We start from the raw sequence: 20515 nt of genomic DNA on the forward strand, positions 1-20515 counted from the left end.
CGGGGGTGACATCCGAATGCAGGTCGCTGGCATTCGGCATTCAGAGGATTGCAGCGGCCTCGGTAACGGCAGGTGCTGCACGATGGGAGAGGGCAAGCAGGGGCATCGCTCGCTGCACCGCCAGCCGCGCCCGCTGCATCAGGGCCTCGTTCTGCACGCAGCCGTCTGCGAAATCCTTGTCGGTTGCGTAGACACCCAAGGGCAGCGTTCGCGCCTGGAAGAAGCTGAAAAGCGGTCGCAGCTGGTGGTCGATCACCAGCGCGTGGCGCTCGCTGCCCCCAGTGGCGGCCAGCAGGATCGGGGTATCGACCAGCGCGTCCTGGTCGATGAAATCGAAAAAGTGCTTGAACAGGCCGGTGTACGAACCGCGGTAGACCGGCGTAACCACCACCAGCACATCGGCACGCTCGACAGCGGCCAACTGCCGCTCCACGGTTTCGGGCAACTGCGAGCGCCGGAGCGCACCGGCCAGTTGTGGCGCCAGTTCACCCAGTTCAATCAGGTGCTGATCGCAGGGGACGCCTTCGCCGATCAGGTCCAGCAGGTGCTCGGCCAGGGTCGCGGCCCTTGAGGGGCGCTGCAGCCCGCCGGAAACGGCGACGATACGGAGGGGGCGGGTCATCTCTTCGCTTCAGCAGGGGAGGGGCTGCTTCGGGGTGACCTGCAGGGGCGCAGTCCTGCGTGCCGGCTGGGTAGCCGCGCTGGCAGGGATCCGAAGGCATGAGCCGATGCTAGCCAGCCCATCCCATGACGTAAAATGGTATTACTTCACCAATCCATGAGTGAGATTCATCGTCATGTTGGAGCGGATCCATCTCAGCATCGTGCAGCAGGTCGAGCAGCAAGGCTCGCTGACCGCCGCCGCCGGTGTGCTGAACCTGACCCAATCAGCCCTGAGCCACAGCATGAAGAAGCTGGAGCAGCAGTTGGGTACCAACGTCTGGCTGCGCGAAGGCCGCAGCCTGCGCCTGACCCAGGCGGGCCAGTACCTGTTGGCGGTGGCCAACCGGGTGCTGCCGCAGCTGGACCTGGCCGAGGAGCGGCTGGGCCAGTTCGCGCAGGGCGAGCGTGGCGCGCTGCGCATCGGCATGGAATGCCACCCCTGCTACCAGTGGCTGCTGAAGATCGTCTCGCCCTATCTGGCCAGCTGGCCCGACGTCGATGTGGACGTCAAGCAGAAGTTCCAGTTCGGTGGCATCGGCGCCCTGTTCGGCTATGAGATCGACCTGCTGGTCACGCCCGACCCGCTGTTGAAGCCGGGCCTGAAGTTCGTCCCCGTCTTCGATTACGAGCAGGTGCTGGTGGTGGCCAAGGGCCATGCGCTGGCGTCGGTCGAGCACGTCAAGCCCCGCCAGCTCAGCCAGGAAGTACTCATCAGCTATCCGGTGCCGTTCGAGCGGCTGGATATCTACAACCAGTTCCTGCTGCCTGCCGGGGTCACGCCCCGGCGCCACAAGGCCATCGAAACCACCGACATCATGATGCAGATGGTGGCCAGCGGTCGCGGCGTCGCCGCCATGCCGCGTTGGCTGGTGGAGGAATATGCAGCCCGCATGGACGTGGTACCGGTGCGTCTGGGTGCGAAAGGCATTCCCAAGCAGATCTACCTGGGCGCGCGTGAGGCCGATACCGGTATCGATTACCTGCAGGCGTTTGTCGAACTGGCACGGAACAGCTCCACAAGCGCCGGCAACCTGCCTGGAGCCGGCTGATGTCAGCAGGCGTTGGCCGCATGGAGCCATTGGCGCAGACCTTCGTCAACGCCTTTTCATTGGAAGTCAGTGCCAAGGCCATGCCTGCGTTGCGCGCCGAAGCCGCCCGCATTGCACGGGGGACGACGATCTCCATTCCCTACCTGCCGAGCGAGGACGATGCTGCGCGACTGGCCGCGGCACGCAGGGTGCGCGAACTGGGGTTCGAGCCGATGCCGCACCTTTCCGCACGCCGCATCGGCTCGCGGGCTGCGCTTGAGCACTTCATCGAGCGTGCCGTCATCGACGCCGGCATTGAGCGCTGTTTCGTGATCGCAGGCGATCTTGCCACGCCTGCCGGGCCGTTCGCCGACAGCACATCGATCATCGAGAGCGGCATTCTCGAGCGCGCTGGCATCAGGGTCGTGGGGGTGGGCGGGCATCCGCAAGGCCATCCGGTGATGACCAGCGCCGAGAGGTGGCGCGTGCTTGAAAACAAGTGCCAGCGTATCGAAGAGCGAGGCATGGCACCGCTGGTCATCACCCAGTTCGCATTCGACGCCGATATCGTTCTGGCCTGGTTGAATGAACTGCGCGCCCGTGGCATCACCCATCCGGTGCTGGTGGGCGTTCCCGGGCCGGCCAGCATCGCGCGGCTTGTACGCTATGCGGCCATGTGCGGCGTCGCTGCAAGCACCTCGATGCTGTCCCGCTACGGCATCTCCATCGGCCGCCTGCTGGGAAGGGCCGGGCCGGATGTGTTCGTGGATCGCTTGGTAGAGGGCTTGACCGAAGCCCATGGGCAGGTCAGCCCGCATCTGTTTCCCTTCGGCGGTATCGCACCGACCATGGAGTGGGTGGAGCACTACCGGATGCGTGCAGGCGATGCGCACACGACCGGCCCACCTGTTGCCGATGAACCGTCATGACACGCATGGGCCTGTCATGGCCGATCACTGCACTCCTCACCCAGCCATTGGCAGAACGCCTGCACATCGGGGCGGTCCTGAGCCATCTCCCGACGGATCAACCAGAATGCGTAACGGTTCTCCAGCTCCAGGCTGAAGGGTTTCACCAGCCTGCCTTGGCGGAGATCGTCTTCCACCAGCGGCGCCACGCCGAGCGCCACGCCATGGCCGGCCACCGCCGCTTCCTGCGCAAGATAGATGCTGGGGAAGACCGGCCCAGCGCTTGCGTTGGCGTTGATGGCGCCGGCGGCCTCCAGCCAGTGTGACCACGCCGGCACGCCGGGGCGGTCCGTGGCACTTTCATCGTGCAACAACGTGCAGTGGCGCAGATCATCAGACCGCTGCAGCCGGCCAGCAGTGCCGGCCAGCAGCGCGGGCGAGCACACAGGGAATACCGGCGCCTTCAACAGCAGCTCAGCACGCACGCCGGTGTAGTTGCCTGCACCGTAGCGGATGCCGACATCGAATCCTCCGCGCAGAAAGTCGGCGTGTTCATTGCCGGTGTCGATGCGCACCCGGACATTGGGGTGCGCATGGTGAAAGCGATGCAGCTTTGGGGCCAGCCATTTCGCGGCGAACGACTCCATGGTTGTCACCCGCAGTTCGTGTGGTGCGCGCGTCCTGGCGCGCTCCAACGCCAGGTCCAGCTGCCCAAGTAGATCGCCGACCGTTGTTGCCAGCGCCGCGCCGTCTGATGTGAGCGCCACGGCGCGGTGATTGCGCTGGAACAGGCTTACGCCCAGATAGGCCTCGAGGTGTTTGACCTGATGGCTGACCGCAGCCGGGGTGACGAACAGTTCGCGCGCCGCCTGATTGAAGCTGAGGTGGCGGGCAGCCGCTTCGAACGTGCGCAGCGCATTCAGTGGGGCAGTGGGGCGGGGTTTCACGGGCACCATCCAAAGCAGGGGCCCTGTCATCGTAGCGCATGAATTTTTCTAACGCGAAGCGTAGAACTACTCGTTTGCCGGGTGCCGCATGAGCTGGTGATGATGCCGATCCTCCCACCCGGAAAGCCCGCCGTGCGAATTCAGGAGCTTGCCCCAGATGTGCTGATGTTCGTCGGTGACCAGGTTGAATCGGTCGCTACCGCCTTCGTCAACGGAGACCAGGTGCTGCTGGTGGACGCGTTGGGCAGCGAGGAGGATGCCGCCTGGTTGCGGGACGTACTGCACGGGCAGATGGGCAAGAGGGTACGACTGGTTGCCGCCACCCATTTCATGAGCGACCACATCTGTGGCATGACGCTGTTTCCGGAGGCGCTGACCCTGGCGCACCGCCATCACCGGCATGCCTTTCTTTCGCAGAACCAACCGGTGGCATCACGCTACCGCGATCCCGATATCGTGTTCGACAATCTCGCCATGCGCTGGGGGCGCCACCAGCTGCGCTTCCTGTACAACCCCGGCAAGACGATGGACCACATGAGCGTGGATGTGCCGAGTGCCGATCTGGTCTGCGTGGGCGACAACATCGTCGGCAACATCGTCTATCTCTCCCGGTCGGACCCGGCGCTGCAGCGCGCCGCCATCGGCCGTATCCAGCAGTTCGGGCGCAGCAGGGTGGTCGGCGGGCATATCGGGGTCTTCGATGCGGCGGTGCTGGGCAATGCACTCCACTACCTGCAGCGGATGCAGGAGATCGTCGTGGATATCCGGCTGCGAACCGCGCCGACGGAAACCACGGCGCTGATGGCAGCCATCAGACTGGAGGATTGCATCGCGTCGGGGGTAACGCCGACGGCATTCGAACGAGAATGGCATGGACACAATCTCACGGCGATCGTCGCGCAGTCGATCTTCTCCCTGGATGCTGCGCTGGCAGCAAGGGAGCAGGCCGCATGAAACACGATTCCGTCAACGCACCGGCGCTGGGCAGTCGCAGACGCTTCCTTGCCCGTTGCGCCGGTGTGGCCGCTGCTGCGCTGGTCCCTGCTGGTGCCGCTGCGCCACCAGCGGCGATGCGCAGCCTGCGCGCCCAGCGATTGGCGTGGGCCGGGGTGCGGCTGCAGTTGCCGGAGAGCACGCTGCTGATTGATCCGCTGGTGAATCCCGCAACGTGGGGCAAGGCGTTGCCGGACCGGCTGGTGCCGGTGAACGATGTGCTGGGCGAAAGCCACGTGCTGGTCACCCACACCCACTCCGATCACTTCGATGCAGATGCGGTTGCGGCGGCGCTCAGCAAAGGGGGAACACTCGCATATCCAGCCGGCCTGCAGCCCATGCCGCTACCCGCAGCCGCACGTGCACGGCCGAGCGCGCTGTGGGAGCCCCAACTGCTGGGCGACTTCACTGCGACGCCGGTACCGGCATCGGACGGCTACGGCGATACGCAGGTTTCCTGGGTGGTAACAGCGGGCGGCCGACGCATCTTCCATGGCGGCGACACCCAATGGCACGGCCATTGGTGGCATATCGGGCGCCAGTTCGGACCGTTCGATGCGGCCTTCCTCCCCATCAATGGCGCCACGTTCGGCTGGCGCGAGCCCGTAAGTGGCCAGCCTGGCGTACTGACGCCGGAGCAGGCGGTGGCAGCGGCGGCAATCCTCGGCGCACGCACGCTGGTGCCCATTCACTATGGCATCAGCGGAATGGACAACTATGCGGAAGTGGACGACCCGCTCGGGCGGCTTCGCAAGGCAGCCGGTGACCGTGCCGTGGCCGTGCAGGTCGTCGAGCCGGGCGCGTGGCTGACATGGCCGGCGTAGTCCCGTATCCGCGCCTGAATCATTCCTGGCCTTGGGAGAATCCATGAATCGAACACACTGCATTGCAACCGCCGTCGCGCTTTCTTCTTTCTCCATGGCCGCCCTGGCGGCGGAAACCACCAGCCCCAAACGCCCCTCGGTCGAGCAGCTGCAGAAGCTGATCGTCAGCACCTCGCCGCAGACCCGCGTGGATGCTCCGGACAAAGAACGCATCACGGCGCGGCGGATCGATATCGTCGATGAGAACGGGGTGATCCGGATGACGCTCTCGGGCCAGACGCCACCGCCCATCATCGATGGCATCCAGTACAAGCGAGCCTTCAATGTGGCGGGCATTGTGCTGTACGACCACAAGGGGAGCGAGCGCGGTGGCTTTGGAACCGCAGACGTCGAGGGCGGCATGGCCGTACTGGCGCTTGACCACCCGGCCATGGATGCAATTGGCTGGCGCGTGTCGCCCGACGGCGACGTTCGGTTCTCGATCAACCAGGCGCCGCCGCTGATTCGCGAGCCGCGGCTGGACAATCGCCTGATTCCGGGGGTGCAGACGCCAACACGCATCGAGATGGCGGTGGCTGCCGATGGCACCCCTGCCATCGCGCTGAACGATCAACAGGACCGCGCCAGGCTGCGCCTGACCGTAACGCCGGAAGGCTACGGGGCCATCGAGTTCCTGGACGCGCAGGGCAGGGTGATCCATACCCTGGCGCCCGAAGCCCATCGGCAGTGATGGCAGGTTGTCACTGACGCAGCAATCGCCCAACTACCATGGAGCCGGCATGGACACTGAAATACGGCAGCTCGAAGAAGCGCTGCGCATCGCGATGCTCACCAGCGACGTGGCCGCGCTGGATGGCCTGATTGCAGATGCCCTGATCTTTGTGGGGCCTTCGGGCGAAGTGTTTGGCAAGCAGGATGATCTGGCCCTGCATCGTTCAGGGCGCCAGAAGCTGAGCATGGCCGAATGGCAATCGGTGGAGATTGCCCTGCATGATCAAACCGCTGTTGCACTCACCACTGCGGCCCTGGCCGGAACCTTCGATGGCGCAGCCTTCTCTGGCCGCTTCAGGTACTGCCGCTTCTGGGGGAAGACGGCCGGTGTCTGGCAAGTGCTGGGCGGCTCGGTTGTCGCTCTGCCCGCAGCAATGGAGACAATCGCCTAGACAGCTGCGGTGGCTCATGGCCCGGGGTGGACGTTGTTCTCCGCATCCTCCATTCCCGGGCTCACCCGGCGGCCGATGTCCTTCAGCCTTGCCAGCTGGTCGACCATCGACGGTGCATCGTCCAGGCTGCCGACAAAGGTCCACAGGTAGGTCATCACCGCATAGACGTGGCCAGGGGTCACGCCATCGGTCATGGCGAGGCGGCCGATGGTCAAGGCAAACAGCACCGCAGCAGCCGCGCCGACCACCACGAAGGCACCAGCCTCGCGATCGGACAGCAGGATGCGCAGTCGCGACAGGGTGCGGTAGTGGCGGCGCAGTACCGACGGGCCGACCCGGTCGACCAGCCGGATTTCATGCTCCAGCCGGTTGTTCAGGCGGCCGTGCAACTGCTCGTTGCGGCGAGCGAACGAGGGCAGCAACACCAGCGCACCGAGCAGGGCGATGAGGCTGGCGGCCCCCACCAGGGGTTCGATTGCCAGCAGCATCGCCGCCGCGCCGAACATGGAAACGAGCGCAGTGGCGATGATCGGCACGTGCTTCTCGAAGAAGTCGACGAACTCGCGGGCCAGTACCACCCGCGCCGCCGAGGTGGAGGTGGCCTGGCCAAGGCGCCGCTGCGCCTGCACCACGTTTACGGCCAGATCGGCGTAGATACGGGTGAAGGTGCGTGTATCGACCGCACGGCGGGCGGCGCCTACCAGCCAGAACAGCAGCACCACGCCGGCGTAGGAAATGGCATGGCCGACGTTGCCACGGATGATCGCGTCCACCGCGAAGCCGGCGAACAGCGGATAGGCCAGCAGCAGCGCATTCTCCAGCGCCACCAGCGAAAAGGTGCCGGTGAGCTGCCAGGGGTAGGTGCGCAGGATGGCTTTCAGGGTGGCGGCCGCATTCTGCTGGCCGATGCTGCCGGCTGCGACGGCCGGATCGTGTGGGGGCTTCATGGGGACCTGGGCAGATCGAGGATGGGGCAGGGGATCGATGGAGGCATTTCCCCTGATCGCTGCCAGTATCTGCCGTCCTTTGGAGGGAGCATGGAGGGGCGATGGAGATTGCGTGGAGATGCTGGCAGCGTTCAGCGACGGGCGTGCACCGGGCAGGGGAGCTCGACCCGGGGCGAGGCTCGGCATCCATCGGCAATCGAGCCCCTGCCATCGGGTATCTTAAGAGCCCTTTTCCCACCTCCCTTCAAGCGCCTACGCATGCATGCGAATCCGATGACCGTTCGAAACAGGCGATGGCTCGGCAGCGTGGTCGTATCCGCGGCGTTGTTGGCGGCAGGCTGCGCCAGCGAGAGGGCCGCAACGAAGGATCTCGGGGCGGAGATCGACGAAGTTGCCGCGACGCTGATCCAGCGGCCGCTACTTCATTCGACCTCGATCGGCGTCGTGTACCGGGGCGAGGAATTCGTCCGTCATCGCGGCGACATGGAAACCGGCAAGCCTGGCCCTCCAACCGATGCGACCCTCTACGAGATCGGCTCGTTGAGCAAGACCCTGGCCGGCACCCTGATGGCCAATGCCGTTCTGGAACACAAGGTCAGCCTGGACGACGACGTCCGGCAGTACCTGCAGGGTCACTATCCGAACCTGCAGTACAAGGGCGAGCCCATCCGCATCCGCCATCTGCTGTCGCACACCAGCGGCCTGCCGAACATGCTGCCGGAACGTGCGAACACGGTGTTGGAGGACTTCACCGATCATCGTACGCCCAGCGAACTCAACACCCTCTATGCGCACTACGGCAAGGCTGACTTCTTCAAGGATCTGCACGCCGTCGAGATTGACCGGGCACCCGGCAAAGACTACGCCTACTCCAGTGYCGGAACGGAACTGACAGCGCATATCCTGGAAACCGTCTACAACAGCGACTACGAGTCGCTGTTACGCGGATTCCTTGGCGATTCCGCGGCGATGACGGGTCTCAGAATCAGACTCAGCGACAGCGAAGCGCCTCGGCTTGCGGTCGGCTATCACAGCGACAACCCGATGCCGACCACGCCGATGCCACAGCTGCCGTGGGGCGCCTCCGGGAACGTGAAGGCAACTGTCCCGGAAATGGTGAAGTACCTCAGGTTCCAGCTGGCCAACGGGCCGGTGGTAAAGGAGTCGCATCGCCCTCTGGTCACGTTCGATTCGGAGTTCAGCATCGGCTACTTCTGGAATATCGTTTCCGGTGACCAGCTGAAGGGCGTCTACCATGCGCATCATGGTGGCGTACCGCGGTCGCAGTGCTACATCTACATCGTGCCCAAGTACGATCTTGGCATCTTCATCATCACCAACCAAAGCGGCGACCAGACGGCGCGCGCCATGGAGGCTGCGATCGATACGCTGGTCGAAAGAATCGCCGCGCGGGAAGCTCTCGCTGGTAATGATGTTTCCCGATAGAGAGGGTGTTTCCCAGCTGTCCGGTGTGGTGCCGAACAGTGTTGGCGCCCCAGGCAGGAGCATTGCGCGTTGATCACCCGTACGTTGAACAGGATTCTACTGCTCGCAGGCTTGGGGCTTGTCATTGCGCCGAACGCCCCGGCAGCAGAATCGATCCGCACCCCCGTTCCCAGGCAGGATGAAATCGATCAGGCGCTGGCACTTGTGTCCTGCAAGGCGGATCGCACCGCATTCCGGGCGTTGGCCCATCAATTGCGTGACATCGCAACCGGCGGGAAGCCATCGGCCGGCTGGCAGCCGATCACCGGCACGGGTGGGGGTTACAGCAATGCATTGGGCGACATACCCGGCGTTGTCGCGGAAATGAAGCTTCCAGCACCGGCTCTGGTCTTCGGTCATCCGTCCACGCGGCTGATACTGTCGCGCAGTTCCGTGGTGGCTGTCTTCGATGCAGACCTTGCTGCAGACCTCACCAAAGCGCTTTCCCTCGATGGGCCGGGGACGCAGGGCGAACCCGGAGGAATGCGGGTAGTCCAGTCAGCACCGGAAGCCCAGGGCGATGGCATCGAAGTGATGGCACTGGTGGCCCAGCGCATCGAGGCCGACCCGATGCCGATCGCCGTGGCCGGGTGTCTGTACTTCACCCGGTGAAGTGCGCGACGTTCTCATGGACGGGGGGCCTTCCTGGTTCCCGATCTTCGCGCCGGGGCGGTGAACAGAGGGATTCGAGGGCGCGAACCAATCTCGAAATCCTGCGCACGTACGGGCTGTTCGATCCGCAGGAATGCCAGGCTCGCCCTGCGCGGTGAACACTAAACGTTTCGGCGCGTCCCGGTTTCAGTCGTGGTTTCCATCCCTTCGTCGGCCACCACGGGAATTGGTCGCGCGTCCATCAGCAATGTCGATGCGTTTGGCTAGGCTGGATCGATCGACCCCAAGAATGAATGCTCTCGATGAATCGCTGGCTCTTTCTGCTGCTTGCCGCGCTCCCGTTCGCTGCCGGGGCCATCGTCATCCGTGATGATGTCGAAGATGGCAGGTACCGCATCGAACGATCTGACTTCCCGGCGCTGGCGGACATGCCGGGAGAGGGGCACGGCGTTCTCATCGCCCCGCGTTGGGTGCTGACCGCAGCGCATGCAGCGCCGATGGAAGGGATGGGAGCAACGATCGCGATCAATGGCAACGCGTATGGCGTTGAACGCGTGTTCCTGCATCCCGGCTACCGGAGGATGCCCGAGGCCTTGGGCAAGGAGGCGATGGCAACAGGAAGTCCTTCCCGGATCCATGCCTTCCTGGCGGCCTCGGATGACATCGCGCTGATCAAGCTTGCCGCGCCGGTGACCGATGCCACGCCCGTGGCGCTGTATCGTGGTTCAGCAGAGGTCACGCAGGTCGCCGTCCTGATGGGGAAGGGCGCCACCGGCAACGGTGCGGTTGGCCAGTTGCCGGATGCGCCGCACCGTACATCCCTGCGGCGGGCCCACAACACGATTACCGGCGGCAATCAGCGGTATCTCTGGTACCGGTTCGATCCGCCGCCGCAGGGCCTGCCGCTTGAGGGCGTACTGGGAAGTGGAGACAGCGGTGGTCCGCTTGTGGTCAACGACCACGGCACCTGGCAATTGGTGGGACTGGGGTCCTGGATCACGGCCGTACCCGAGCATGCCCTTGAAGCGGGCTTCTATGGCCAGATGGTCCACAACGTTCGCGTGTCACGCTACGTCGACTGGATCGAGGCCGTCATGCGGCAGGGGGACGATAGCCTGCCGCCCAGTAAAACCGGACGCGCCAATGGCTCACTTGGAAATGGACGTCCGTAACAGGTTCGATCGTGAAATCCCGCACAAACTGGTCTGAAGCGGAGCGCGCGCAGATGTGCCGCGCTCAGCGCTCAGCGCCCAGCGCATGTCGCTGAGGTGGCCCGCGGGGCGGGCACCCGCCACACCTGTTGACCATCCTCGTCATTGCCCACGTAGAACGCGATGCGCCCATCCTCCTCGCGGCGAAGCGTCGGACTGAACGTGATGGTGTCCATTTCGCCGCCCTTGCCGATGAAGCGCATTTCACCGCCGCAGACAAAGTTCGAACCGGCCTGCTCTCCCAGCGCACCACAGTTCAGTGGCGAGGATTCGGCGCGGACCAACGGCTTTACCCGAGGCTGGATGCGCCTCTGGTCGGCCAGCTCGCAGAAATGGTCGGCGATGGTGTTGCGCATCTCGGCCTGTGAGGGCATCCATGCGGGGCAGCGGGACGCGTCGTCCTGGCAGCTGCTGGCCGGGGCGGTGGAGGCGGGCAGGGTGGACGGTGCTGCGATCGTCCCGGAAAGCGGCAGCAGGGAAGCTGCGATGGCAAGCAACAGGCGAGTGGAGACGGGCACGCGTATCTCTGGTCAGTTGAGCCCGGCATCGTAACGCAGGGCGCTGGCCATCATTCTCCTGGCGTCCCCGGCGGCAGGCTGTCATCACGCTCGTACCAGGATGGAAGCTCCAGCGCGTGGCTTTTGAGCATGGCCTGGATGCACGCGTGCGCCTGGCCTCTTTCTGCGTGCTCGCATTGGTCCAGAATCTCCGCAGCCAGCGTTTCAAACTGTGGCCAGAACTGCGCTGGATGGCGCGACCGCGCCAACCAGTGCATCAGCATCTCGGCCAGCGCATCAAGCTGCACCTGTATTTCAGGGCGCACGTTCATCCCGGGGCCGCACCCAGATCAAGCGCGACGCGGTAGTGATGGCCGTCGTCGCGCAGCAGGACGGTGAGGTCCGGCTGCAGCACGCCATCCACGTGCAGCGTGGGCTGGTCCTGCGCAGTGCGGGTCACCACGAACTCGTAGAAGCTGCGGCCGAAGCGGTAGCTCAGTTCGAATGACGGCCAGTGATCGGGCAGGCACGGTGCCAACGAAAGACGATCGCCCTGCCGACGTATGCCCAGCAGCGATTCGACCAGCAGGCGATACATCCAACCGGCCGAGCCGGTGTACCACGTCCAGCCGCCTCGCCCGACGTGCGGAGGCACGGCGTAGACGTCGGCTGCCAGCACATAGGGCTCGACGCGGTAGGTCTGGATCGCCTCCGGGTCCAGCGTGTGACTGAGCGGGTTGATCATGCCGGCCAGCTCCCAGGCACGCACCGCATCGCCCTGCTGTGCGAATGCCATGGCCGCCCACACGGCCGCATGGGTGTACTGGCCGCCATTCTCGCGCACGCCAGGTACGTAGCCACGAATATAGCCGGGGTCTTCCGGGGTCTGGTCGAAGGGCGGATCGAGCAGCTGGATCAGCTTGGCGTCCTTTCGCACCAAGTGCGTGTACAGCGAATCCAGCGCCTGCGAGGCACGTTCAGGCGCGGCGACGCCTGACAGCACCGACCAGCTCTGCGAAATCGAATCGATGCGGCATTCTTCGTTCTGTGACGAGCCCAACGGGGCGCCGTTGTCGAACCAGGCGCGGCGATACCATGCCCCGTCCCAGGCATGCTGTTCCAGGTTCTGGCGCAGGCTTTCGGCCTGCTGTTGGCACCACTCCGCACGGGGTGCATCGCCATGCGCGTTGGCCAGCCCGATGAAGCGGCGGAGCGTGTCATGCAGGAAGAAGCCGAGCCACACGCTTTCACCGCGCTGCTGGTCGCCGACGCGGTTCATGCCGTCGTTCCAATCCCCGCTGCCCATCAGTGGCAGGCCACGCTCGCCGAGCAAGCGGCAACCGCGTTCGAGCGCGAGCACGCAGTGCGCATACAGCGTGCCGCGCTGCGTCGAAGGCGTGGGCATGTCGTAATACCCTTCCTCTTCGGGTGTCACCGCGCGCCCCTCGATGTAGCCGACCACTTCGTCCAGCACGCTGGCGTCGCCGGTAACCTCCAGGTAGCGGCATGCGCCCTGCGGCAGCCAGAGGTAATCGTCCGAACAGCGGGTGCGCACGCCGCGACCTTGCGGAGGATGCCACCAGTGCATCACGTCGCCTTCGGTGAACTGGTGTGCAGCGCATAGCAGCAGGTGCTCGCGGGTCAGGTCCGGGCGAGCGTGCACGAGGGCGAGTGCATCCTGCAGCTGGTCGCGGAAACCGAACGCACCGCCTGATTGATAGTAGCCACTGCGCGCCAGGTAGCGGCAGCCCAGCGTCTGGTAGACCAGCCAGCCGTTGGCCAGTGCGTCCAGCGCCGGGTCTGGCGTGCGCACCTGCACCGTGGCCAGCACGTTGCGCCAGTGGATGCGCACGGCGTCCAGCGCGTCGATGGCCTCATGGGCGCCCTGGCGGCTTCGCGCCAACGCCAGCGTTTCCTTGCGGTTGCGCCCGGCGCCAAGGCGGAACGTCGTTTCGCTGCGGTCGCCTGCAGCCAGCAGCAACGGCACCTGGATCGCCGCGCACGGATCCAGACCCGCACCCAGCCGTGAATCCAGGCGCTCGCGACGCAGCGCCGCCGGTGCGTGCAGGCTGCCGTTGCGGCCGATGAACTCCAGTCGGTCACAGGTCCAGCCGCAGCCATCGGCATCGGTGTCGAAGAAGGCCATCCGGCCGCCGAAGTCGGTGCTGTAGGTGTTGCGCGCCAGCAGCGCGCCGCTCTGCGGGTCGCGTTCGGTGAGTACGTGCATGCGCGACTTCGCGCGCAGGTCACCCATCACCCATTCAACGTAGCCGATGGCCGACAACCGCCGTGGCCGGCCCGACAGGTTGTGCAGCCGCAGGACCGAGAACTTCAGCGGCGCGGCGACGTCGACGAAGACCCACAACTCGCTGGCGATGCCGTCTTCTACATGCTCGTAGACCGTGTAGCCGAAGCCATGGCGCGTACGGTACGCGCCGGTGCCACGGCGCGGCAGCGGCATCGGCGACCAGACACGACCGGTGTCCTCGTCGCGCACGTAGAAGGCTTCGCCGCCAGTGTCCGACACCGGATCATTGAGCCAGGGCGTCAGGCGGAATTCGTGTGCATTCTCGAACCATGTGTAGCCCGGTGCACTCTCGCTGACGACCGTGCCCAGGCGGGCGTTGGCGATCACGTTGGCCCATGGCGCCGGCGTCGGCGCGCCTTCGCGTACCACCACGACGTACTCGCGGCCGTCCTCGCTGAAACTGCCGGTGCCGTTGTCGAATCGGCCGGTGCCGCGGTAGGGAAGGAAAGGCCACGGGTCGTCCACTTCTTCGTCGTGCTCGGCGCTCGGCGGCAGTCCGGGCTCCGGGCCCAGGTCGGCAATGATGGGCAGCCCGGGCGTCGCCTCCATCGACAGGGCCAGCTCCTGCTGCAGCGCCTGCGGCACCAGGGCCGGGATCCGTCGCGGAGGCAACGGCTGACGCCCCACCTGCGCGACCAACGTACCGTCTTCGTCGCTGATGACCGCCCGCGCCACCGCCTGCAACAGAATGCGGTCCTCGTGGGTCATGTTCTGCACCGGCCGCACGAAAATGCCGCCGGGGCGGTCGAGCAGGCCGGTCTCCGAACTGGCGGCCACCATCCCCAGGATCTGGTCCTGCAGCTCCTGCCGATAGCCGGCCTTGCTGTCGTTCCAGATGACCAGGTCGGTGTTGAGGCCCTTCTGGCGCCAGTAGGCATGCGCCTGCACCAGTTGCCGGACCAGTTCCACGTTGTCCGCGTCGGTGACCTTCAGCAGCACGATGGGCAGGTCACCGGAGATGGCATGACCCCACAGCCCGGATTGTCCTCGCTGGTTCTGCTGCAGGACGCCTGCACCGGCGCGCAGCAGCGGACCGGCATACAGCACGTGGCTGGCCAGGCGCTCGTACAGCGATGCCTCGGCCTGGCTTGCGTTGATCTGCCGGCGCACCACCTGGCTGTGTGTCCAGGCCAGGTCGAAGACGCGGTCTGCCAGGCGACGATCACGGTATTTGTCCACCAGTGCTTCGCAACCGCCGCGACTGGCGCCGATGCCATACACCATGTCCAGCTGTACGGTCTGCTCGGGCTCAAGCACCACGCGGACGCGGATGGCCACGATCGGGTCCAGCACCGAACCATCGGTGCCGGACAGGTCGGCATCGGTGGTCAATGCCTGCGGCGTGCGCGGCGTGTTGCCACGGCCCAGGAAGCGCGCACGGTCGGTTTCATAGGAGATCGCCACCACTTCCGCATCGTGCACCGCCACCAGATGGAACATCCACGGCGGCACCTCGTCGTGCGAACGTGGCCGGCGCGAGCACAGCACCGCCTGCTTTGCGGCCAGGATCTCGCTCTGCACGAAGAGGTTGCTGAAGGCCGGGTGCGCATCGTCGGCCGCGGCGGGTGCCAGCACCACTTCGGCATAGGTGGTGATCTCCACCGTGCGCGGGCGACGACTGCGGTTGGTCAGGCGCAGGCGCCTGAGCTCGATGTCGTCCTCGGCGGAGATGGCGACCTGCAGGTGGCTCTCGCAGCCGCGGCGCACACCGCGGAATTCCGCCTTGGCGTCAGAGAAGATCGCCTCGTAATTGTCCACTGCCACGCAGGTGGGCTGGTAGGCGGCAGACCAGAACTCGCCGCTGTCCACGTCGCGCAGATAGCAGAACGTGCCCCATGCATCGGTGGTACCGTCCTCGCGCCAGCGGGTAAGCGACAGGTCGCCGTGGCGGCTGTAGCCGCCGCCGGCATGGGTCAGCATGCCGTGGTAGCGACCGTTGGACAGCAGCTGCACTTCCGGGCGCGGGCCACCCGGGTCGCGCAGGACGCGCAGGGACGTCTCGTGCTCGGCCAGTGCCGAGTGCTCGCCAAGCGCTTCGACCTCATGGGGATGGAACACGCCCACGCGCGGGATGCGTTCCTGCAGCAGCAGCAAGGTGGCCTGGAACTCGACATCGGCAAGGAAGCGGCGCTGCATCGGCTGGTCGCGCAGCAGGTAATCCAGCGACAGCAGGCCCATGCCCTGGTGGTGGGCCATGAACGAACGCAACAGGACGTGATCCTGTCCCGGCGGCACCCGGGTGGGCGTGTAGTCGATGGCCTCGTACATGCCGAAACGCCCGCAGAACCCCAATCCTTCCAGCACCTGGAGGTTCTGGCAGGCCGCTTCCGGCGCCACCATCAGTGCCATCATGCTGGCATAGGGTGCGATGACCCGATCCTGCCCAAGGCCGCGTTTGAGCCCCAATCCGGGCACGCCGAACGCCCGGTACTGGTAGTTCAGGCGGGCATCGACGGCGTTGTAGCCGGACTCGGACACGCCCCATGGCAGGTTCAGCGTACGGCCGTAGACGATCTGTGCCTCGACCGCGTGCCGTGCGGTCTGGTCCAGCAACGTGTCCGGATAGCTGGGCATCACCAGCTGCGGCATGAGGTACTCGAACATCGAGCCACTCCATGACAGCAGTGTCGGCGTGCCGTTGACCTCGGTAAGCATGCGGCCGAGCGCGAACCAGCTTTCCTGTGCCAGCTGGCCCTGCGCAATCGCAACGAACGCGCCCAGCCGCGCTTCGGAAGCCAGCAGGTCGTAGAAGCTGTTGTCGAGGCGGTGGTCGTCTACGTTGTAGCCGATCGAAAGCAGGTTGCGGGTACGGTAGAACAGGAACCCGTATTCCATCAGCGAGAACTGCCCGGCGCGGTGCGCCAGGTCCTGCAGCTGCTCGATGCGCGCGCGCGCGTCCGCGCCGGCCGCGCCGGGCAGGGCGGCCAACTGACGCAGGCTTGGCACCGGTGCATCGACGGCCGCGCTGGCATCGGCAGGGATATCGGCAAGCGAGGCGTGGGCGGCATGGCATTCGGCGGCGAACAGGGCCGGCCAATGCAGCTCACCGTCCTCGGGCGAGGCCGGTGCCGGCCATTGCAGCAGCACGGCGTCGGCCAGACCGGCCAGTTCCTGCAGGCGGGCCAGCGACTGCGCCGTCCCGACGGGACGGTCGACACGCGTAGACGCCAGACGCTGGCGAAGATGATTGAGCGCCTCGACCAGCGGCGCATCGTCGGCGCGATGACGCTGCCGCTCCTCTTCCAGCACGCCCAGCGTATCGGCCAGGCCATCGAACGTGTGCGGCGCCAACACCGGCGCATCCACCAGCGCGAGCAGGCCCTGGCGCAGGGTAAGCAGGTGTCCGGCAAGGTTGCCGCTGTCGACGGTGGAGACGTAGCGCGGCGGCAGCGGCGCCAGGGTTTCGGTGTCGTACCAGTTCAGGAAGTGGCCGCGGTGGCGCGGCAGCTGGTCCAGCGTATCGAACGTGCGGGCGGTACGTTCAGCCACCGCGCCCTGCTGCAGATAGCCGAAATCCCACGCAGACAGATTGGCCAGCAGGGACAGGCCGATGTTGGTCGGCGAGGTGCGTCGCGCGACCACCAGCGCCGGATGCTCCTGGATGTTGTCCGGCGGCAGCCAATGATCCTGCTCGCGCACCCAGGCCTGGAAGAAGGACCAGGTGCGCCGCGCAAGCCGGCCCAGGAACGCCCGTTGCGTGACCGACAACTCGGCCACGCTTGCAGCCGGCGGGCGACCCAGCCACGCCATCAATGCCGGCGCAAAGGTCCACGCCAACAACAAGGGCAGGGCGATCGGCAGTGCCTGCGGACGCACGCCGGCCACCACAGCCACCAGCGCGAGCGCCAGCAGCGAGGCCGGCGCCATCACCCGCCATTCCGCGCCACGGTCGCTGCCAAGGCGGCGCTCGACTTCGCTGGAGGGATTCCATTGCAGCAGGTGACGTCGCGTGACGGCCATGCGCCAGAGCGTGCGCAGCACGGCGTCACTGGCCAGCAGTGCTTCGTAGGGCAGGCACGCTATCTGGGTGGACGCGCGCAGCAACGACTGCAACGTGCCGCGCCCGACCTTGATGTAATGCGCTTCCAGCGGGGTGTCTTCCGGAACGCTCAGGCCATCACGCAGCATGCCTATCAGCGGCGGCGCGAACCACAGCGCCAGCACCCACGCGGTCCACGCAGCAGGGTTCCGCGCGTACAGCCAACCGGCTACCAACAGCGCCAGGGCAGCGATCGGCACCACGCTCCGGCGCAGGTTGTCCAGCAACTTGCCGCGCGAGAGCAGGCTGAGCCGGTTGCGCTCCCAACCCGAACCCGGGCGCGGTGTCCACGGCAACAACCACGGCAGCAGCTGCCAGTCGCCACGGATCCAGCGCGCACGGCGCTTGGCGTCGGCGGCGTAGCGCTCGGGATAGTCCTCGTACAGGCGCACATCACTGACCAGGCCTGCGCGTGCATAGCAGCCTTCCAGCAGATCGTGGCTGAGGATGCGGTTCTCGGGCAGGCGGCCCTCCAGCGCATGCTCGAAGGCGTCGACGTCATAGATACCCTTGCCCACGAACGAGCCTTCGTCGAACAGGTCCTGGTAGACGTCGGAAACCATGCGCGTGTACGGATCGATGCCGGGCTCGCTGCCGAACATTCTGGCAAAACGCGAGGTGCGGCGCCGGCCCAGGCTGGTGCCGACGCTGGGCTGCAGGATGCCGTAGCCCTCCACCACGCGTTGCAGCTGCGGATCGAAGCGCGGGCGGTTGAGCGGGTGCGCCAAGGTGGCGACGAACGCGCGTGCCGCATCCCGCGGAAGCTGCGTGTCCGAGTCCAGCGTGATGACGTAACGGACGCCGATCAGGGCCGCCGCGTCTCCGACGATGCGCATGAACGCCGCCGCATCGCCTTGGCGGAGCAGGGCATTGAGCGCGGCCAGCTTGCCTCGCTTGCGCTCGTGGCCCATCCACACACCTTCGCCCGGATTCCATTGCCTGGGCCGGTGCAGCAGGTAGAAGCGGTCGCCGCGCTCGGGCGCGTAGCGATGGTTCAGTTCCTCGATCCGTGCCACGGCGTGCGCAAGCAGAGCGTCGTCCATCGGCGCCTGTGCTGCTGGCGCGTCGAGAAAATCCGTCAACAACACGAAGCGCAGCTGGGGATCGCGGTTGGCCAGGAAACGCACCTCCAGCGCTTCGACCAGAACGTCGATGCCGTCGACGCTGGACAGCATCGAGGGGACCGCGACCACGGTGGCGCACGCGGCAGGAATGCCTTCGCTGAAATCGAGCTTGGGAAGCGGCCTGGGGGCGACCAGCACCGTCGCGGTCCAGTTCACCAGCACGATGCCGAGTTCACTGAACACCAGCAGCCCGAGCAGCGCGGCCAGCCAGACAGGTACCGAGCCGCTGCCGGTTGCCAGCAGGCCGCTGGTGGCCAGCACCGCCAGCAGGCCGATCGGCAGCAGGTACAGCGCAAGCGGCACGCGATGCGCCAGTCGACGTGCCTTGCGGTGGCGCGGTGCTGCCTCGGCCACCGCCGCAACAGTGGTCTGCAGGCCTTCGCCGACCAGCCAGTAGCCCACGTGCGTGCGTGGGCCGTCCGCCGGCGTAGCCGCCCGTGCCAGGTCCAGCGCGATGGTCGCAACGCGTTCCTCGGCGATGCGGCTGCCGCGGGCAATCTTCTCCACCACATGGCGGTAGGCATCGCGGGTGCCGAAATCCATCTGCGCATAGACGCCCATGGGGTCTTCCCGCAGCCGCTGCTCGACCACACTCATGTCTTCGACAAAGGTGCGCCAATCCATGGTGGAGAGGAAACGCAGGCTGCCGATGCTGTTGCCGATGGAGACCTGGTCGGCCGCCTGCTGCTGCCCCTCGGCGGCAACCAGTTCGTCGATGCGCTGCCCAGCCGCTGCCGCCCACTGTTCCAGCCACGCGATGGGCATGGCCCACGCGCCGCCGCGCCCCTGCAGCGAGCGCGTCAGCTCGGCGATGAACGCGCCGGTCAGCGGCGGCGCGGATCGCGCCATGTCGGCAACCACCAGGACCACATCAGTAGGGGTGTCGGACGCCGCGCGATTGAGCTGGTCGGCCCACTGCGCAGCCAGGCGGCGGTCGGTCCCATCGCGCATCACCCGCGCGGCCATGCGCCGCAGGTTCTCCAGCAGCGCCAGGCGCAGCATGATCGGAACGGCCCACAGTTCGCCCAGGCTCAGCGGCGCGAGCGACTGGTACGAGGCGATGAAGCGGCCCAGCGTATCGGCGTCAATGCGGCCGTCACCGTGCGCGATCGCCTGCATCGACAGCTCATACACCCGTGGCAACCCGGCCGATGGGCCGGAGGCAAGTGAAGGCAACTGGCGGCTGTAGCCGCGCGGCAGGTGGCGTCGCGCGGTCTGGATCTGTTCTTCGACCAGGTAGTAGTTGTCGAGCAGCCATTCCCCCGCCGGGGTGACCGGCCGCTGTTCGCGCACCACGCTGCTCAGCAGCGTGTTGGCGTCTTCCAGCACGCGCTCGTTGGCCTGCAGTCGTTCGAGCAGGCGCTCCGGGCTGGGGCGCAACCGCACGCGATGCTGTCGCGCAAGTGCGCGGCCGTACTCCTCCATCTGTTCAACGTTGTACAGCGCGGCACGCAGTGGGCCCTCGGTGGCCTCGATGGCCGGGGCCGAGGCCTGGTGCTCACGCCAGCGCCAACGCACACGACGACGCAGGCGCAGCCAGCGGCCAAAAAGACGACGAAGGTGGGGCATAGGTTACCGATGGGGGCAGGGCGCGTCCTGCATGGTTGCATTGCAGGGGCCGTGGTAACTGTGAAGGCCGGGCCCGGTTGGCGTGGTCGCCGCTCAATGCGGTCTGATCCTGAGGCGACCCGGAGTCAGCAAGGCAAGGGTAGTGCCGGCCGCTGGCCGGCAACGCGCCATCCATCGCGCTCCTCGACTACGATGGA

At 66.1% G+C, this 20515-nt stretch carries 15 protein-coding genes; 9 read left to right on the forward strand and 6 right to left on the reverse strand.

Translation table 11 applies throughout. The features are described from left to right. Positions 1-40: 40 nt before the first annotated feature. Positions 41-622 carry an FMN reductase gene (gene msuE, locus AC1DCU_RS04770; RefSeq protein WP_313113611.1) on the reverse strand — a complete coding sequence of 194 codons (582 nt, stop codon included), beginning with the start codon at positions 620-622 and terminating at the stop codon, positions 41-43. 175 nt (positions 623-797) lie between these two features. Between msuE and AC1DCU_RS04775 the strand changes: the two genes are divergently transcribed. Both AC1DCU_RS04775 and AC1DCU_RS04780 read left to right on the forward strand, forming a co-directional pair. Next, positions 798-1712: a LysR family transcriptional regulator gene (locus tag AC1DCU_RS04775; protein ID WP_032974724.1), complete on the forward strand. Its 915-nt coding sequence runs from the start codon at positions 798-800 to the stop codon at positions 1710-1712. 20 nt (positions 1713-1732) lie between these two features. Further along, positions 1733-2620, forward strand: coding sequence for a methylenetetrahydrofolate reductase (locus AC1DCU_RS04780; protein ID WP_442251120.1), 888 nt, complete (start codon positions 1733-1735; stop codon positions 2618-2620). A 14-nt stretch (positions 2621-2634) separates the two neighbouring features. Here AC1DCU_RS04780 and gcvA read toward each other — a convergent pair whose 3' ends face one another. After that, positions 2635-3546: a transcriptional regulator GcvA gene (gcvA, locus tag AC1DCU_RS04785; protein WP_442251097.1), complete on the reverse strand. Its 912-nt coding sequence runs from the start codon at positions 3544-3546 to the stop codon at positions 2635-2637. 99 nt (positions 3547-3645) lie between these two features. Between gcvA and AC1DCU_RS04790 the strand changes: the two genes are divergently transcribed. The 4 genes from AC1DCU_RS04790 to AC1DCU_RS04805 are packed head-to-tail and all read left to right on the forward strand — an operon-like array spanning position 3646 to position 6526. After that, on the forward strand, positions 3646-4500 hold the full coding sequence (locus tag AC1DCU_RS04790; protein WP_025874531.1) for an MBL fold metallo-hydrolase: 855 nt from the start codon (positions 3646-3648) through the stop codon (positions 4498-4500). Continuing rightward, positions 4497-5363: an MBL fold metallo-hydrolase gene (locus AC1DCU_RS04795; protein WP_442251098.1), complete on the forward strand. Its 867-nt coding sequence runs from the start codon at positions 4497-4499 to the stop codon at positions 5361-5363. Before AC1DCU_RS04790 ends, AC1DCU_RS04795 begins: the two co-directional genes overlap by 4 nt. A 43-nt stretch (positions 5364-5406) precedes the next feature. Then, positions 5407-6093 (forward strand): hypothetical protein, encoded by a 687-nt coding sequence (locus tag AC1DCU_RS04800; RefSeq protein ID WP_312964444.1) that lies wholly within the window; start codon positions 5407-5409, stop codon positions 6091-6093. Between the two features lie 49 nt (positions 6094-6142). Beyond that, entirely contained in the window at positions 6143-6526 is a 384-nt protein-coding gene (locus AC1DCU_RS04805) for a nuclear transport factor 2 family protein (protein WP_033831124.1), read from the forward strand. A 14-nt stretch (positions 6527-6540) separates the two neighbouring features. On the opposite strand, the gene AC1DCU_RS04810 is transcribed toward AC1DCU_RS04805, so the two are convergent. Further along, complete coding sequence (locus tag AC1DCU_RS04810; protein WP_442251100.1) at positions 6541-7473, reverse strand: ABC transporter six-transmembrane domain-containing protein; 933 nt, start codon at positions 7471-7473, stop codon at positions 6541-6543. A 273-nt stretch (positions 7474-7746) separates the two neighbouring features. Between AC1DCU_RS04810 and AC1DCU_RS04815 the strand changes: the two genes are divergently transcribed. The 3 genes from AC1DCU_RS04815 to AC1DCU_RS04825 all read left to right on the forward strand — a co-directional run bounded on the left by AC1DCU_RS04815 (position 7747) and on the right by AC1DCU_RS04825 (position 10742). Beyond that, positions 7747-8919 (forward strand): serine hydrolase domain-containing protein, encoded by a 1173-nt coding sequence (locus AC1DCU_RS04815; protein ID WP_478014125.1) that lies wholly within the window; start codon positions 7747-7749, stop codon positions 8917-8919. A 69-nt stretch (positions 8920-8988) separates the two neighbouring features. After that, positions 8989-9570 (forward strand): hypothetical protein, encoded by a 582-nt coding sequence (locus AC1DCU_RS04820; protein ID WP_442251102.1) that lies wholly within the window; start codon positions 8989-8991, stop codon positions 9568-9570. A gap of 302 nt (positions 9571-9872) precedes the next feature. Next, positions 9873-10742, forward strand: a complete 870-nt coding sequence (locus AC1DCU_RS04825; RefSeq protein WP_313113638.1) for a S1 family peptidase — start codon at positions 9873-9875, stop codon at positions 10740-10742. A gap of 71 nt (positions 10743-10813) precedes the next feature. On the opposite strand, the gene AC1DCU_RS04830 is transcribed toward AC1DCU_RS04825, so the two are convergent. From AC1DCU_RS04830 to AC1DCU_RS04840, 3 genes are all read right to left on the reverse strand, one after another. After that, on the reverse strand, positions 10814-11278 hold the full coding sequence (locus tag AC1DCU_RS04830) for a hypothetical protein (RefSeq protein ID WP_442251103.1): 465 nt from the start codon (positions 11276-11278) through the stop codon (positions 10814-10816). Positions 11279-11349: 71 nt separating this feature from the next. Then, positions 11350-11610 carry a hypothetical protein gene (locus tag AC1DCU_RS04835; protein ID WP_025874540.1) on the reverse strand — a complete coding sequence of 87 codons (261 nt, stop codon included), beginning with the start codon at positions 11608-11610 and terminating at the stop codon, positions 11350-11352. Further along, positions 11607-20318 (reverse strand): glycoside hydrolase family 94 protein, encoded by an 8712-nt coding sequence (locus tag AC1DCU_RS04840; protein WP_442251104.1) that lies wholly within the window; start codon positions 20316-20318, stop codon positions 11607-11609. Before AC1DCU_RS04840 ends, AC1DCU_RS04835 begins: the two co-directional genes overlap by 4 nt. Between the last annotated feature and the right edge of the window lie 197 nt (positions 20319-20515).

This window comes from Stenotrophomonas sp. 10L48 (assembly GCF_056395105.1).